The organism is Micromonospora sp. NPDC000668 (assembly GCF_042897975.1).
Taxonomy (GTDB): Bacteria; Actinomycetota; Actinomycetes; order Mycobacteriales; family Micromonosporaceae; genus Micromonospora.
Genome location: NZ_JBIAYP010000007.1, coordinates 85,855 through 101,573 on the forward strand (window position 1 = coordinate 85,855; position 15,719 = coordinate 101,573).

Sequence of the window (15,719 nt, forward strand, 5' to 3'; positions counted from 1 at the left end):
TCGCTCATGCGACAGCCTCCGTGTAGGTGGGCGGGATCGAGGCGACCGGACGGACGGCGCGCGAGGTGCGCCACCAGGCGGCGAAGCCCCAGGCGCAGAAGGCGCCATAAATCAGGTACATGACCGCCGACGGGTAGAACCCGCCGCGCAGCAGCAGTGGCACGCCGACCGCGTCCACCGCGATCCAGACCAGCCAGAACTCCACCCAGCCGCGGGCCATGCCGTAGGTGGCCAGCAGGCTGCCGGTGAGGATCCAGGCGTCCGGCAGCGGGCCCCAGGAGCCCAGCGCGGCGAGCACCGGGTACGCCACGGCGGTGCCGACGGCGGCGGCCAGCAGCATCGCCAGCCGCTCCCGCCCGGTGGCCCAGCGCGGGAGCACCGCGGCGTGCCCGGCGCCGGCGCTGCGGTTGCGCTGCCAGCGCCACCAGCCGTAGACGCTGACCGCGAAGAAGAACACCTGCCGGCCGGCCTGCCCGTACAGGTCGTGCGCCTGCGGGGTAGCGAACGCCCCGCCGAGGAAGACGGTGAACAGCAACGCGTTGCCGATCATGCCGACCGGCCAGGCCCAGACCAGCCGACGCAGCCCGAGCAGCGCGGAGACCAGCCCGAACACGTTGCCGACGATCTCCCGGACCAGCACCGGCGAGCCGGCGATCTGCACCTGGGCGTCCAGCAGCCAGCCGAGCGGGCCCATCAGGCCACTCCGTCCAGGGCGGCGACGCCGCCGACCGGGCCGGTCGGGCCGTCGGTCAGCCGGGCGCCGAGCAGCCGCTCGACGTACTTGGCCAGCACGTCGACTTCCAGGTTGACCGGGTCGCCGACGCCCTTCGCGCCGAGCGTGGTCAGCTTGAGCGTGGTCGGGATCAGCCCGACGGCGAACTGGTCCGCGCCCACCTCGGCGACGGTCAGCGAGACGCCGTCAATGGTGATCGAGCCCTTCTCCACGACGTACCGGGACAGGGCGGCAGGCAGCCGGAACCGGACCGTCTCCCACTGCTCGGCCGGCTCCCGGGAGATCAGCTCACCGACCCCGTCCACGTGCCCCTGCACCAGGTGCCCGCCGAGCCGGCTGCCCAGCGCGGCGGCCCGCTCCAGGTTGACCGGGTCGCCGGGGCGCAGTGCGCCGAGCGCGGAGCGGCGCAGCGTCTCGCCCATCACGTCGGCGGTGAAGGTCCCGTCGGCCACCTCCACCACGGTCAGGCAGACCCCGTTGACCGCGATGGAGTCCCCGTGTCGGGCGTCGGAGGTGACCAGCGGGCCGCGTACGGCGACCAGCGCCGAATCGCCCGCCGTCGCCGTCACCAGGACGATCTCGCCCAGCTCCTCGACAATGCCGGTGAACATGTCAGCCCTCCCTCTTCCGAGGCAACGCGGTGATCCGCAGATCCGGACCGATCTGCGTAACGTCGACGTACTCCAGATCGATGGCCTCAGCGATGGTGGTCACGCCCGCGTCGATCAGCGCGGTCGGGCCGGCGCCGAGCAGCCGGGGCGCGACGTACCCGACGATCTTGTCGACCAGGCCGGCGGCCAGGAACGCGCCGGCCAGCCGGGGGCCGCCCTCCAGCAGCACCGCGCGGACGCCGCGCTGGTGCAGCGCCGCGAGCAGCGCCGGCAGATCGACCCGGCCGTCGGGGCCCGCGCCAACCTCGGCGGCGGTCGCGATCCAGGTCCGGGCGGCGCCGTCGCGGACCCGGGCGTCGGCCGGGGTACGCCCCGCGCTGTCCACCACGACCCGCAGCGGCTGCCGGATGGCGAGGCTGCCGTCGCGCAGGTTGCGGGCGGTCAGCCGGGGATCATCGGCGAGCACGGTGCCGACCCCGGCGAGGACCGCGTCGACCGTGCCGCGCAGCGCGTGCACGTCGATCCGGGCCGCCTCCGAGGTGATCCACATGCTTGTTCCGTCCGCCGCAGCGGACCGGCCGTCCAGGGTGGCGGCGTACTTCCAGATCACGTACGGCCAGCCCCGGCGCATCGAGGTCAGCCAGGCGACGTTGCCGGCCTCGGCCTCGTCGCCGCGTACCCCCAGGTCCACCCGGACCCCGGCGGAGCGCAGCGTGGCGGCGCCACCGGTGGCCACCGGGTTGGGGTCGGGCACGGCGATCACCACCCGGCCCACACCGGCCTGGACCAGCGCGTTGCTGCAGGGACCGGTGCGACCGGTGTGGTTACAGGGCTCCAGGGTGACCACTGCGGTGCCCCCGCGGGCCCGCTCCCCGGCCTGGGCCAGCGCGACGATCTCGGCGTGCGGGCCGCCGGCGTAGGCGTGGAAGCCCTCCCCGACGACCTGGCCGTCCGCGTCGAGCAGCACGCAGCCGACCACCGGGTTGGGGCTGGTTGTGCCCAGCCCGCGCGCCGCCAGTTCGATCGCACGCCGCATCGCCTCATCGACGGAGACGCTGGCCATCGCCTTGCCCCTGCCCTCTCACTCGCCGGTCCGCGCGCGGGCGGTCAGGGAGGCGGCATGGGGCCGCGGGCAGGCGGCGGCGGATTCCGGGTACGGCACAGCCGCCCCGGGGGGTCGACACGGCACGCTGAAGCCAGCGGCCGGCTCGGACCCGTCCGTCCCGCGCGCTGTCTCCCATCCGGACTGTCTGGGCGCGGACAAACCGCCCCCAACCGTCGGCCCCGGATTTTCACCAGGTCCACCGGACAGCAGAGCCGTCCGGGTCGCGGGCTGACCACGGTTGGACCGTGGATCACCGCCGGTTCGGAATTTCACCGAGTCCCGCCAGCGCGTGGTGGGTACAACGGCAGTCTTACACGCTGACGGGGGTGTGCCGCCACCGAGGCGAGCTACTTCACAGCGGTATCACGCTCAGGTGACGCCACGGCGCCGGTCCACCGCCACGTACGATCCCGGCTGACTCTTGGCCACCGTCTTCATCTCCGAGGCCACCGCGATCACCTCAAGGGGGTCGGTGAACCGCTTGCCGTCGTCGGAGAGGGAGACCCCGATGGAGAGGGTGACCAGGGCGGCCCGGCGGATGTTGCCACGCCGGTCCTTCAGTTCGACGAAGCCGCGCTCCCGGTCGGTCGGGTCGTAGAGCGTGTCGGCGGCCTTCTCGAAGTCGACCACCGCCCTGGAGGTCAGCGGGCGGACCTGGTCCGGGGCGCAGACGATGACGAAGTCGTCGCCGCCGACGTGGCCGAGGAAGGCCGGTGGCAGACCCACCGCCACCACCGCCCGGTGCAGGCTGCGGGCCAGCGCCGAGATGAAGTCGTCGCCACGGACGAAGCCGTACCGGTCGTTGACGCTCTTGAACCGGTCGATGTCGACGTAGCCGACCGCGTAGTCCACCCCGTGCCGGACCCGGTCGCTGATCTCCCGACGGATCCGGCTGTTGCCGGGCAGCCCGGTCAGCGGGGAGACCTCCCGGAACTCCTTGTTGCGCCGCAGCGTCGACGAGACCCGAGCCACCAGTTCGGCGGTGTCGAACGGCTTGACCAGGTAGTCGTCGGCGCCGGCGCTGAGCCCGTGCACCTTGTCCACGGTCATCCCCTTGGCCGTCAACATGATCACCGGCAGGGCAGAGGTCATCGGGTCGGCCCGCAGCCTCCGGGTCAGCTCCAACCCGTCGATCCGGGGCATCATCAGGTCGACCACAGCCAGGTCCGGCCGCTGCCGCTCGATGACCTCCAACGCCTCCTGGCCGTCGTTGGCGTGGATCACCTCGAAGCCGTGCAGCCGCAGGTTGAACTCGACGAAACGGGCGATGTCCTCGTCGTCGTCGACGACGAGGATGATGTCCTTGCGATCGCCGTCGGGGTCCATCTCAGGCCCCGGGAGCCGCGCGTTCCGCCAGCGCCCGCAGGTGCCGTACCGCCTCCGCCGGGTCGGCGGCGCCGTAGACGGCGGTGCCGGCCACGAACGCGTCGGCGCCGGCGGCGGCGGCCTGCTCGATGGTGTCGGCGGCGATCCCGCCGTCCACCTCGATGCGCAGCTCCAGATGCCCGGCGGCGACGTGCCGGCGGGCGGCACGGACCTTGTCCAGCAACTGCGGGATGAACCGCTGCCCACCGAAGCCGGCCTTGATGGTCATGATCAGCAGGGTGTCGAAGCTGGGCAGCAGGTCCAGGTACGGCTCGATCGGGGTGTCCCGGTCGATGGCCAGCCCGGCCTTCGCGCCGGCCGAGCGCAGGTCCTTGGCCAGCGCCACCGGGTCGTCGCACGCCTCGGCGTGGAAGGTGACGTTGTACGCCCCGGCGTCGGCGTAGCCGGGGGCCCACCGACGTGGGTCCTCGATCATCAGGTGCACGTCGAACGGCATGGCGGTGACGGCCCGCAGGCTCTGCACCACGGGCAGCCCGATGGTCAGGTTCGGCACGAAATGGTTGTCCATCACGTCTACGTGCAACCAGTCCGCGGCGTCCTCGACGGCGCGGACTTCTTCGGCGAGGTGGGCGAAATCGGCGGCCAGAATGCTCGGCGCGACGATCGGCGGCGGTACGGTCACGGGGTCAGTGTACGAACGCGGCCACCCGCCGCCCGCAGCGCGGCACCATGGCCGACGCGCTGTGATCCGGCGGTGACCAGTGGTGCAGAATTGGCCGGTCCGGACCGCCGAATCCGGACGAACAGACATCAGCGGCTGGCCGATCGACGGAAACGCGACGACACTCCAACCGGGACGGTGCCAGAGGTTGCACGCCCGCCGGGGTCTCGCCGCGGGGCGCGGTCACCGGCCGCCAGCTCCCGGGGAGGGCGGACGATGCGACGGTGGCTCGGAACGCTGGCGCTGGCCGGCGTCACGACGATGCTGCTGGCCGGCTGCGGGCCGGCGCGGGGCGCGGACGGTGATCTCACCGACGACTGGCCGGCCCTCGCGGCCCCGAAGCCGTTCACCCCCGCCACCGACACCTGCCTGCCCCGGATCACCTCGATCGTGCAGGCCAGCACGTACGAGACGGTGGACTGCGCGCGCAACCACCTGGCCGAGGCCATCCACGTCGGCGCCTTCACCGGCCCGGTCGCGCTGGCCGACACCCGACCGGAGCCCGGTTCGTCGGCGCTGCGCACCGCCCGCGCCGAGTGCGACCAGCGGGCCCGGGAGGTGCTCGGCGGCGACTGGCACACGGCACGTCTCACCCTGTCCATCTCGCTGCCCACCGTCCCGGCGTGGGCCGGCGGCGCGCGTTGGTTCCGCTGCGACCTCAGCGAGACCGACAGCATCGACAACACCAGGGCGGTGAACCGCACCGGCAGCCTGCGCGGCGCGTTGATCGGCGACACCCCCCTGACCCACCGCTGCTTCGACCCCAAGCTGATCGGCGACAACCTCAACTACATGGCGCCGGTGCTCTGCACCGAGCCGCACCGCGCCGAGTTCGTCGGCGTCTACGTGGAACGGGAGATGACCTGGGCGGAGTTCGCCCGCTCCGCCGAGCAGGCACACCGGCGCTGCATGGCGTTGATCGCCGCGTACGCCGCCGTACCGAACAACAGCGACCTGCCGTACCGGGCCGGGTCCATCTACTACCCACCGTCGCAGCGGGAGTGGGAGGAGGGCGACCGCGGCGTGCGCTGTTTCCTGTGGAGCGACGACCGCAAACTCACCCGCTCGATGCGCGGTGCCGGCCCGGAGGGACTACCCGCGATCTGAGTACCGGTGCCGTATGCTGCTGCGCCGTGGCGCTACCGACCGGCTGGGGGCCGGCCGGAGACCACCAGCGGCAGGAGGTCGGGGATGCGACGGTGGTTGGCGGCGGTCGCCGTGGGCGCGGCGGTGACCCTGGCGCTGGCCGGGTGCGGCGCACCCGCCGGAGTCGACCGGGACCTCATCGATGACTGGCCGGCACCCGTCGCGGCGCAGCAGTTCGTTCCCGCCGCCGATGTCTGCCACCACTCCTCCCAGCAGGTCGGCTTCCTGACCGGCTACAACCCGGTGGCGTGCACCGAAGCACACCGGGTGGAGACCGTGCACGTCGGCACGCTCACCGGCCCGGGCGCGGAACGCGGCACGCCCCCGCCGGCCGGCTCGGCCGGCATGCGGACCGCGCAGGCCGGCTGCGAGACGGAGGTCAGCAAGGCGGTGGGTGCCGACTGGCGCTCCGGTCGCCTCGGCCTGACCGTCGTGCTGCCCTCGCCGCCCGCCTGGGCCGGCGGAGCCCGCTGGTACCGCTGTGACGTCACCGAGCTCGCCAGCATCGACGACACCGCCGTCGACCTGCGCACCGGCAGCCTCCGGGGTGCGCTGACCGGCGCCGCGCCGCTGGCGTACCGCTGCTTCAACCCGAAGCTGGTCAAGGACGACATCGACGCCATGGAGCCGGTCTCCTGCACCGCCAAGCACCACGCCGAGTTCGTCGGGATCTGGCGGGCACCGGACATCAGCTACGCCGAGTTCAACCGCACGACCAAGCGGACCCACCGGGCCTGCCAGACGATGACCGCGAAGTACGTGAAGGTGCCGGACAACGCCGAGCTCGACTTCCGCGCCGGGACGATCTACTACCAGCCGTACGAGCAGGAGTGGAAGAACGGCAACCGTGGCGTGCAGTGCTTCCTCTGGGTCAGCGACCGGAACCTGACCCGCTCGCTGAAGGGCGCTGGCACCAAAGGCCTCCCGGTCACCTGACCGGCCGGGCACCCGCACCCGGCCGGGCGGCCGGGTGCGGTGCGCGTCGCCGGGACGGCTCAGCCCCGGCGTGGAACGACTCAGCCCCGGCGCAGGACGGCGAGGAACATCGCGTCGGTGCCGTGCCGGTGCGGCCAGAGCTGCACGGTGGGCCCGTCGCCCAGACCAGGCATACCGGCCGGCAGCAGCGGCCGGGCGTCGACGAAGTCCACCGGCACCCCGCTACGGCGAGCCGCCTCGGTCACCGTCACGTGCGTCTCCACGGTGTGCGGCGAGCAGGTGACGTAGGCGACCAGGCCACCCGGACGGACCGCGCGCAGCGCAGCGCCGAGCAACTCCCGCTGCAACCGGGTCAACGGCGGCAGATCGGAGGGCTGGCGACGCCACCGCGACTCGGGCCGGCGGCGCAGCGACCCCAGCCCGGTGCACGGCGCATCCACCAGCACCCGGTCGAAGTGCCCCTCCGGGAGCTTCGGGTCCGCGCCGACCTCACGGCCGTCCATTGCCAGCACGGTCACCGGCAGGCCCCGGGTCGCCTGGGAAACCAGCCGGGCCCGGTGCTCGGCCACCTCCACCGCGGTCACCCGGGCGCCACGCTGCGCGGCCAGCGCGCCGAGCAGCCCGGCCTTGCCGCCGGGACCGGCGCACAGATCCAGCCAGCGCCCGTCCGGGCCGTCCAGCGGCGCGTCGGCGAGTGCGCTGGCCACCAGCTGGGAGCCCTCGTCCTGGACGTGGGCCCGGCCGTCGACCACCGCCGGCACGTCGCCCGGCGCGCCGCCGGGCAGGTAGACGGCGTACGGCGAGAAGGCGCCGGGCGCCCCGCCGACCTGGTCGGCCAGCTCGACCGGATCGATCAGACCGGGCCGGGCGCACAGGTGCACCGGTGGGCGCTCATTGTCCTCGATCAGCAGCCGGGCCGTCTCGCCCAGGTCGCCGCCGAGCGCCTCGGAGAAGGCCCGGACGATCCACTGCGGATGGCTGTACGCCAGCGACAGGTGCCCGACCGGGTCGGTCTCCATCGGCGGGGCGAGCTTCGCCACCCAACCGTCCACGTCGAGGGTGGACACCTCCCGAAGCACCGCGTTGGCGAACCCGGTGGCGCCCGGCGCGACGGCGCGGACCAGGTCCACGGTCGACGAGACGGCGGCGTGCGCCGGCACCCGGGTGTGCAGCAGCTGGTACGCCCCGATCCGCAGGGCGTCACGCACCGGCGGGTCGATCCGGGCCACGTCCCGGCCCGCCGCCTCGGTCAGGATCGCGTCCAGGGTGCCCAGGTGGCGCAGAGTGCCGTAGGTCAGCTCGGTGGCGAACGCCGCGTCCCGGCCGTACAGCCCCTCCTCGCGCAGGATGATGGGCAGCACCAGGTTGGCGAACGCGTCGTCGCGGTGCACCGCGGCGACCGCCTCGTACGCCGCACGCCGTGGCCGGTCCAACGGCGGCCGGACCGGCCGGCGGTCACCGCCGCGACCGGTCGACGGGCCACCGCGCGTCGGGCGCGTCCCCTCCGGGGCCGTCACGCGAAGTCCTCGCCGGTGCTGACCCGGACGCCGCGCGCCCAGTCGGTGGCCGGCATGGCCCGCTTGCCCGCGGCCCGGACCTCACCCAGCCGCACCGGCACGGTGGCCGTGCCGGCCAGCACCCGGGCCTTCTCCACCAGCAGCTCCCCCGGCTTCAGGTCGGGGCCGTCGGCCGCCGCCACGACCGGGCCGAGCTTCACCCGCTCGCCGCGGAAGGTCGTCCAGGCGCCCGGAGCCGGGGTACAGGCCCGGACCCGTCGGTCCACCGCGAAAGCAGGGTCGGTCCAGCGCACGCGGGCGTCCTCTACGGTCAGTTTCGGTGCCAACGTCACTCCGTCGGCCGGCTGCGGCTCGGCCCGCGCGGTGCCGTCGGCGATCGCGTCGAGCACCGCCACCAGCAGCCCTGCGCCGGATTCGGCGAGCCGCTCCAGCAGGTCGCCGGAGGTGTCGCCGGCACGGATCTCGTCGGTCAGGGTGCCGAAGACCGGGCCCGTGTCCAGGCCCTGCTCCAGTTGGAAGACGCTGGCCCCGGTCAGCTCGTCACCGTGCAGCACGGCGTGCTGCACGGGCGCGGCGCCGCGCCAGGCGGGCAGCAGCGAGAAGTGCAGGTTGATCCAGCCGTACCGGGGGATCTCCAGTGCGGCCGGCGGCACCAGCGCGCCGTAGGCGACCACCGGTACGCAGTCCGGTGCGAGCTCGCGTAGCCGGTCGAGGAACTCCGGGTCACGGGGGCGGGCCGGGGTGAGCACCTCGACGCCGTGCTCGTCGGCCCACTCGCCGACCGGGGAACGGGACAGGCCGCGCCCGCGTCCGGCGGGCGCGTCGGGCCGGGTGACGACGCCGACCAGCTCGTGTCGGGAGGCGGCGACGGCGGCCAGGGCGGGCACAGCGACGGCCGGCGTACCGGCGAAGATCACACGCATCGCGGTCACCGGCCCAGGCCGAACGGGTCGGAGATGTGCGGGCTCAGCTTGACCACCGGCGGAGCTGCCGCGTCGTACCACTCGGCCTGGCGGATCGCCTTCATCGCTTCCTTGCGCCCCTCCGGGTCCAGTCGGTCGAGGAAGAGCACACCGTCGAGGTGGTCGGTCTCGTGCTGCACGCAGCGCGCCATCAGGCCGGTGCCGACGATCTGCACCGGGTCGCCGAACGAGCTGAAGCCCTTGGCGATGACGTTCTGTCGGCGCTTGGTGTCGAAGTAGAGCCCGGGGATGGACAGGCAGCCCTCGGGGCCGTCCTGCTCCTCCTCGTCGGGGAATTCGAGCACCGGGTTGATCAGGTGCCCGAGCACGTCGTCGACGTCGAAAGTGAACACCCGCAGGCTCACACCGAGCTGCGGGGCGGCCAGGCCGGCACCATTCTGCTCACGCATCGTGTCGGTCAGGTCGGCGACGAGCCTACGCAGCTCGGCGTCGAAGTCGACCACCGGATCGGCCGGCGTGCGCAGCACCGGATCCCCAAACAGACGGATGGGCTGAACGGTCACGCGGGAGGGCTCCTTCATGGGTGGGACGAGCGGTGCCGTACCAGTCTACGGAGTGCTCGGGCCGGCACCGGCCGGCGTACCTCGATCGGCCGCCGCCGGTGTGCCCAGCGTCACCGGCAGGCTCTGGTAGCCGCGCAGGGTCAGCCGGGTCCGGTGCTGGGGCGTCCCGGCCAGGGCCAATTCGGGCAGCCGGCGCAGCAGCAACGGGAAGGCGAGCTGCGCCTCCAGCCGGGCCAGCCCGGCGCCGAGACAGTAGTGCGGGCCGGCGCCGAAGGAGAGCGGGTGCGCCTGGTCGCGGGTCGGGTCGAAGCGCTGCGGGTAGGGGAACCGGCGCGGGTCCCGGTTGGCCGCGCCGAGCAGCAGCAGCGTCACGCTGCCGGCCGGCAGGTCGAGCCCGCCGCAGCGCACCGGCGCGCTGCTGGTCCGGGTGGTCAGCTGCACCGGCGAGTCGTAGCGCAGCAGCTCCTCGACGTATGCCGGGGCGAGCCCGGGGTCGGCGCGCAGCGCGGCGGCGGCCTCGGGGTGCCCCAGCAGCACCACCAGCCCGTTGCCGAGCAGGTTGGTGGTGGTCTCGAAGCCGGCGACGAGCAGCACCACCAGGTTGGCCAGCAGCTCGTGGCCGGTGAGCCGATCGCCGTCGGCGTCGTGCACCTGGACCAGCGCCGTGGTCAGGTCGTCGGCCGGGGCGTTGCGCCGGGCGACGACCAGCTCGACGAAGTAGTCGCGCAGTTCGGTGGCGCCGGCGTCGGCGACGGCCAGCTCCTCAAGGGTGATCTCCGGCTCCAGCACCCCGGTCAGGTCGCTGGCCCAGCGGCGGAACAGCGGTCGGTCGGCCGCCGGTACGCCGAGCAGCGCGCAGATCACCCCCACCGGCAGGGGGTACGCGAAGTCGGACAGCATGTCGACCGGTGCGCCGTCCCTGGCCCGGTGGCACATCTCGTCGAGCAGATCCTCGGCCTGGGCGCGCACCACGTCGCGCATGCTGGCGATCCGGCGCGGGGTGAACGCGCCGGCGGCGAGCCGGCGCATCCGGCTGTGGTCGGGCGGGTTGGTCCGCAGCATGGACCGGGCGATCGACGCCACCGCCGGGCTCTCCCGCCAGTCCGGCCAGACCTCGTCCCGCAGCGCGTCGTCCAGCACCACGAGCCGGGGGTCGCGCAGCAGCTCGTCGGCCTCCGCGTAGCCGGTCACGACGTACATGCCCGGCAGCGCCTCCACCACCGGCCCGTGCGCGCGCAGCCGCTCGTACGTCGGGTACGGATCGATCCGCCCCTGCGGTGACATGAGCAGTGTGAGCGCCTCGGCAGCCTCCATGGCCGGCCTCCCCCGTCGATGCGTCGGAGGCTCCATCATCCCGATGGCGTCCACGATCGGCAGCCCCCCGGCCGGGGTGACGACGCCGATCCGGCCCGCTGCGGGCTCAGGCTCCAGTGGTCAGGACGCCCCTGCGGGCTCACATGCCGAGGGTCGAGGCCCGCCTTCGCAGGCTCAGACGCTGGCGCCCGGGTCCCCGGCGAGGACCGCGTCGCCGGCGAGCAGCGCGGGTTCCGGCAGCGGCAGCTGGATCTTGTGGGCCGCCTCCCAGTCGTACACCAGGCCGGGGCGCACCTGCGCGGCGAAGTAGTCGATGGCGCTCATCCCGCCCACCACCGGCTCGTCGACCTCCGCGACGAGCTGGGCGGGGACCATCGAGAAGCCGTTCTGCAGGGCGGCGCTGAGCCGGCGGTGCCCGTCGACGACGAAGAAGTACTCGCCGGTGAACCCGATCTTCAGGGGCTCCAGCCCCTCGTCGCCGGCCTCGGCCACGTCGCCGACGAACTCGGTGTCCCACAGCCCACGCAGGGTGGCGATGTCCTCGGTCGGGTAGACCCGGGCCGGGTCCAGCAGCAGCAGCGGTGGGCCGTCGCGCAGCACCTCGGCGCCGAGCTTCCCCTCGTACGCGGCGATGATGTGCTCGATCACCTCGGCGGCGGAGGCCCGGGTGGTGTCACAGATCAGGTCGTAGTTGCGCAGCCGTGCCTTGTCCACCCCGTACCGGATGATGAACCGGCTGCGCTCGCTCTCACTGCGCTCGCGCAGCTTGGCGGTGGCCTCCTCCAGCGAGGCGTAGCTCTCCGCCGGCCCAGACGGACGGGCCAGCACCCGGCGGGCCGCCTCACCCGGCTCGGTGATCATGTGCACCTTGAGCGCGTCGGTGAAGAAGTGCCAGGCCAGCCGGGAGTCCATGACGAGGCGCTCGCCGGAGGCGGCGATGTCGCGCTGAAGCTGGTCGACGTAGCCGTCGACGGCCTGGTCAAGCTCGGCGTGCAGGTTGAGCTGCAGGGCGGTCATCTGCCGCTGCTGCGCCATCTCGCGGTAGAGGTCACCCACGCTGACCCGGCGCATGCCCAGCCGCTTGGCGATCTCGACCGACACGGTGCTCTTGCCGCTGCCGAGGTCGCCGTTGAAGACGATCGATTGTCCAACGGTCACGACTGGTCCACCCCTGATCACCGGCTCATTGAAGACATCATCGACATCGCGCCCGACTGACGCATTCCCGCCATCCTGCGAGGGCCCCAGCTCGGCGCGTCTGACGCCCCGTCGCGACCTGGAGCCGTCGTACGCCTTGGCATGACGGGCGATGCTACCACTCCGGCGCCACCGCTTTGCCGGACGCGGTGTGCGAGGACCACCGTCCCGGACCAGGTCCGGCGGCCTTCGACGCCGGCCGACACGGTCAGAACATGCTCAACGGATCGACCTGAAGGCGGACCGGATCGGCTGCCTTCCGGGCGGCGCGCACCCCGGCGGCCGAGTGCAGCGCCTCGGCCAGCGCGGCAGCCCGGGCCCGGGGCACCCGTACCAGCATCCGCTCCCGGCCCTCCTCGGCCGGCACCGGCCCGAGCACCTCGGCGTCGTCCGGCAGCCGGGCCGCCGCGAGCAGGTCGGCCACGGCCTCGGCCGGGCCGGTGACGCTGGCCATCCGCACCGCCGGCGGAAAGCCCAGCTCACGGCGCTCGGCCAGCTCACGGCCAGCGAACCAGCCGGCGTCCCAGCGCAGCAGCGCCTGCACCGGGGCGAGCGCGCCGTCGGCGACCACCACCACCCGGCCGGCCGGTGCCGGGCGGGCCAGTGCCGCGGCGGCCAGCCAGCGGCGCAGCGCCTCCTCCCCGGCACGCAGGTCGGCCCGGGTCAGCAGGGCCCACGAGTCGAGCAGCAGCACCGCGCCGTAGCCGCCCTCGGCGACCGGCTCGGCGCCCGGCGTGGCGACCACCAGGGCCGCCCCACCGGGCACGTCGGTCAGCACCTCCTCCCGCCCCGAGGTGCGCACCGGCACACCGGGAAACGCTCGGCCCAGCTCCTCGGCGGTACGCCGGGCGCCGGTCACCGCGGCCCGCAGGCGCCGCCCACCGCACTGCGGGCAGGCGTACGCGGCGGCCACCCGGGCGCACCAGCGGCAGGCCGGGGTGCCGCCGGCCGAGGGCAGCGCGAGCGGTCCGGCGCAGTGCGCGCAGCGGGCCGGGGTGCGACAGTCCGCGCAGGAGATCGAGGGCAGGTAGCCGCGCCGGGGCACCTGCACCAGCACCGGCAGGTCCGCCCGGACGGCGTCGCGGGCGGCCGTCCAGGCCAGGCTGGGCAGCCGGGCGGTAGCCGCCCCGGGATCGCGGGCCAGCTGCGGGTCGTCGCCGGTCGGCGCGATGGCCGGGATCCGGGCCCGCACGGTCGCCCGGTCAGCGACCACCTCCCGGGCCCAACCGGTCTCCAGCAGCAGCTGCGCCTCGGCGGTACGGGCGTACCCGCCGACCAGCGCGCCGGCCTCGGCGAGCTGGGCGCGGGTGAGCAGCACGTCGCGGGCGTGCGGATAAGGCGCCCGGGGCTCGGAGTGCAGGTCGTCCCCGTCGTCCCAGACGGCGACCAGACCGAGCCGGTCCACCGGGGCGAACATCGCCGCCCGGGTACCGATCACCACCGGCACCTCCCCGCGCCGGGCGGCGAGGAACGCCCGGTAGCGGCGGGCCGGACCGAGCGCGGCGGAGAGGCTGACGTGCCGCCCCGGGCCGAGCACGGCAGTGAGCGCGACGTCCAGCCGATCGAGGTCGCGGGCGTCGGCCACCACGACCACCGCGCCGCGTCCGCCGGCGACGGTCGCGGCGACCGCGTCGGCGTAGCGGGCGGCCCAGTCCTCGCCGGGCAGCGCCGACCAGACCGCGCGAGGTGCCCGGCCGTCGGTGAGCGCGCGCAGCAGGGCCGGCCCGGTCGGGTAGTCCCGCCACCCGCGCGGGTCGACCGCTCCCCCGACCCCGGCGGGCTCGACGGTCGCGGGCTCGACGGTCCCGGGCCGCACGGTCGCGGGCTCGACGGTCCCGGGCCGCACGGTCGCGGGCTCGACGGTCCCGGGCTGCACGGCCGCGGGCTCGGCGGCCGCCGGGTCGATGGTCCCGGGCTGCATGGTCGCGGGGTCAACGGTCGCGGGCTGCACGTCCGCGGGGTCGGCGGGCGCGGCGGCGGCCCGGTCGGGGGCGACTTCTGGTGGGGTGGACGCGCCGCCGCCACGGGGCTCCTTCTCGACCCGGGCGTGCCGGGGTGGCACGGCCAGCCGGAGCACGTCGGCGAGGCTGCCCGCGTACCGGTCGGCGACCGCCCGGGCCAGCCGGGCGATCTCGGGCGCCAGCACCGGCTCCGGCGAGACCACCTTCTCCAGGTAGGCGAGCCGACCGGTGTGCCCGGAGTCGTCGGCGCGGGCCAGCAGCCAGCCGTCGACGAGTTGCCCGGCGAAGCGCACCTTCACCCGGGTGCCGGGCACCGCCACGTCGTCCAGCTCGGCGGGCACCAGGTAGTCGAACGGCCGGTCCAGGTGCGCCAGCGGAACATCCACGCAGACGCGAGCGACCGGCGACCCATCCGCGGGTCGCCGGTCGCTGCGCCTGGTGGCGGTCAGGCTCCCGCGGCCGACTTGAGGTCGGCGGCCCGGTCGGTGCTCTCCCAGGTCAGGTCCGGCAGCTCCCGGCCGAAGTGGCCGTACGCGGCGGTCTGCTGGTAGATCGGGCGGAGCAGGTTGAGGTCCCGGATGATCGCGGCCGGGCGCAGGTCGAACACCTCGTTGACGGCCTTCTCGATCGAGGCGACCGGCACGGTCTCGGTGCCGAACGTCTCGATGAACAGGCTCACCGGGTGGGCCTTGCCGATGGCGTACGCGACCTGGGCCTCGCACCGCTCGGCCAGGCCGGCGGCGACCACGTTCTTGGCCACCCAGCGCATCGCGTACGCGGCCGACCGGTCCACCTTGGACGGGTCCTTGCCGGAGAACGCGCCGCCACCGTGCCGGGCGTACCCGCCGTAGGTGTCGACGATGATCTTGCGGCCGGTCAGGCCGGCGTCACCCATCGGCCCGCCGATCTCGAACCGGCCGGTCGGGTTGACCAGCAGCCGGTAGCCGTCGGTGTCCAGACCGAGGCTCTCCAGCTCCGGGGCGATGACGTGGTCGCGCACGTCCGGGGTGAGCAGCGACTCCAGCGAGATGTCCGCGGCGTGCTGGCTGGACACGACCACGGTGTTCAGCCGGACCGGGCGCAGCCCCTCGTACTCGATGGTCACCTGGGTCTTGCCGTCGGGCCGCAGGTACGGGATGGTCCCGTCCTTGCGCACTGCGGCCAGTCGGCGTGCCAGCCGGTGCGCCAGCGCGATCGGCAGCGGCATCAGCTCGGGCGTCTCGGAGCAGGCAAAGCCGAACATCATGCCCTGGTCCCCGGCGCCCTGCGCGTCCAGCGCGCTCTCCGACGCCCCGGTACGCAGCTCGAAGGCGTTGTCCACGCCCTGCGCGATGTCCTCGGACTGCGCGCCGATGGAGACGCTGACCCCGCAGGATGCGCCGTCGAACCCCTTCTTCGAGGAGTCGTAGCCGATGTCGAGGATGGTCCGGCGCACGATGGTGGGGATGTCGGCGTAGGCCTTGGTGGTCACCTCACCGGCGATGTGGACCTGGCCGGTGGTGATCATGGTCTCGACCGCCACCCGGCTGTGCGGGTCTTCGGTGAGTAGCGCGTCGAGGATGCCATCGCTGATCTGGTCGGCGATCTTGTCCGGGTGGCCTTCCGTGACCGATTCGGACGTAAAGAGGCGGCGTGTCACGGCACTCCTAAGCGTGTGAAGTCATTC

At 73.9% G+C, this 15,719-nt stretch carries 14 protein-coding genes and 1 riboswitch; of the genes, 2 read left to right on the plus strand and 12 right to left on the minus strand.

Annotated elements, in window-relative coordinates; genetic code table 11:
* Positions 1-4 precede the first annotated feature (4 nt).
* From pnuC to rpe, 5 genes are all read right to left on the minus strand, one after another.
* On the minus strand, positions 5-694 hold the full coding sequence (gene pnuC / locus ACFY29_RS30545; protein ID WP_328414124.1) for a nicotinamide riboside transporter PnuC: 690 nt from the start codon (positions 692-694) through the stop codon (positions 5-7).
* Entirely contained in the window at positions 694-1,344 is a 651-nt protein-coding gene (locus ACFY29_RS30550; RefSeq protein ID WP_386991693.1) for a riboflavin synthase, read from the minus strand. Before ACFY29_RS30550 ends, pnuC begins: the two co-directional genes overlap by 1 nt.
* Before the next feature lies 1 nt (position 1,345).
* On the minus strand, positions 1,346-2,407 hold the full coding sequence (gene ribD, locus ACFY29_RS30555; protein ID WP_328426466.1) for a bifunctional diaminohydroxyphosphoribosylaminopyrimidine deaminase/5-amino-6-(5-phosphoribosylamino)uracil reductase RibD: 1,062 nt from the start codon (positions 2,405-2,407) through the stop codon (positions 1,346-1,348).
* A gap of 162 nt (positions 2,408-2,569) precedes the next feature.
* Positions 2,570-2,740, minus strand: a riboswitch (FMN riboswitch).
* A gap of 78 nt (positions 2,741-2,818) precedes the next feature.
* On the minus strand, positions 2,819-3,775 hold the full coding sequence (locus ACFY29_RS30560; RefSeq protein WP_386991695.1) for a response regulator: 957 nt from the start codon (positions 3,773-3,775) through the stop codon (positions 2,819-2,821).
* Between the two features lies 1 nt (position 3,776).
* The gene (gene rpe, locus ACFY29_RS30565) at positions 3,777-4,457 is read right to left on the minus strand and encodes a ribulose-phosphate 3-epimerase (protein WP_328414119.1); all 681 of its coding nucleotides are present in this window, start codon (positions 4,455-4,457) and stop codon (positions 3,777-3,779) included.
* Positions 4,458-4,712: 255 nt separating this feature from the next.
* Between rpe and ACFY29_RS30570 the strand changes: the two genes are divergently transcribed.
* Both ACFY29_RS30570 and ACFY29_RS30575 read left to right on the plus strand, forming a co-directional pair.
* Positions 4,713-5,603 (plus strand): septum formation family protein, encoded by an 891-nt coding sequence (locus tag ACFY29_RS30570; RefSeq protein WP_386991697.1) that lies wholly within the window; start codon positions 4,713-4,715, stop codon positions 5,601-5,603.
* Positions 5,604-5,687: 84 nt separating this feature from the next.
* The gene (locus ACFY29_RS30575; RefSeq protein WP_355605835.1) at positions 5,688-6,578 is read left to right on the plus strand and encodes a septum formation family protein; all 891 of its coding nucleotides are present in this window, start codon (positions 5,688-5,690) and stop codon (positions 6,576-6,578) included.
* A gap of 80 nt (positions 6,579-6,658) precedes the next feature.
* Here ACFY29_RS30575 and ACFY29_RS30580 read toward each other — a convergent pair whose 3' ends face one another.
* From ACFY29_RS30580 to metK, 7 genes are all read right to left on the minus strand, one after another.
* Positions 6,659-8,137: an RsmB/NOP family class I SAM-dependent RNA methyltransferase gene (locus ACFY29_RS30580; RefSeq protein ID WP_386992026.1), complete on the minus strand. Its 1,479-nt coding sequence runs from the start codon at positions 8,135-8,137 to the stop codon at positions 6,659-6,661.
* Positions 8,092-9,018 (minus strand): methionyl-tRNA formyltransferase, encoded by a 927-nt coding sequence (gene fmt, locus ACFY29_RS30585; RefSeq protein ID WP_328426462.1) that lies wholly within the window; start codon positions 9,016-9,018, stop codon positions 8,092-8,094. Before fmt ends, ACFY29_RS30580 begins: the two co-directional genes overlap by 46 nt.
* Positions 9,019-9,023: 5 nt before the next feature.
* Positions 9,024-9,581, minus strand: a complete 558-nt coding sequence (def, locus tag ACFY29_RS30590; RefSeq protein WP_328414115.1) for a peptide deformylase — start codon at positions 9,579-9,581, stop codon at positions 9,024-9,026.
* 45 nt (positions 9,582-9,626) lie between these two features.
* The gene (locus ACFY29_RS30595) at positions 9,627-10,895 is read right to left on the minus strand and encodes a cytochrome P450 (RefSeq protein ID WP_386991700.1); all 1,269 of its coding nucleotides are present in this window, start codon (positions 10,893-10,895) and stop codon (positions 9,627-9,629) included.
* 174 nt (positions 10,896-11,069) lie between these two features.
* Positions 11,070-12,053, minus strand: a complete 984-nt coding sequence (locus ACFY29_RS30600; protein ID WP_328414112.1) for an AAA family ATPase — start codon at positions 12,051-12,053, stop codon at positions 11,070-11,072.
* Positions 12,054-12,300: 247 nt separating this feature from the next.
* The gene (locus ACFY29_RS30605) at positions 12,301-14,439 is read right to left on the minus strand and encodes a primosome assembly protein PriA (RefSeq protein WP_386991702.1); all 2,139 of its coding nucleotides are present in this window, start codon (positions 14,437-14,439) and stop codon (positions 12,301-12,303) included.
* Positions 14,440-14,498: 59 nt separating this feature from the next.
* Positions 14,499-15,692, minus strand: coding sequence for a methionine adenosyltransferase (gene metK / locus ACFY29_RS30610; protein ID WP_355605826.1), 1,194 nt, complete (start codon positions 15,690-15,692; stop codon positions 14,499-14,501).
* Positions 15,693-15,719 lie beyond the last annotated feature (27 nt).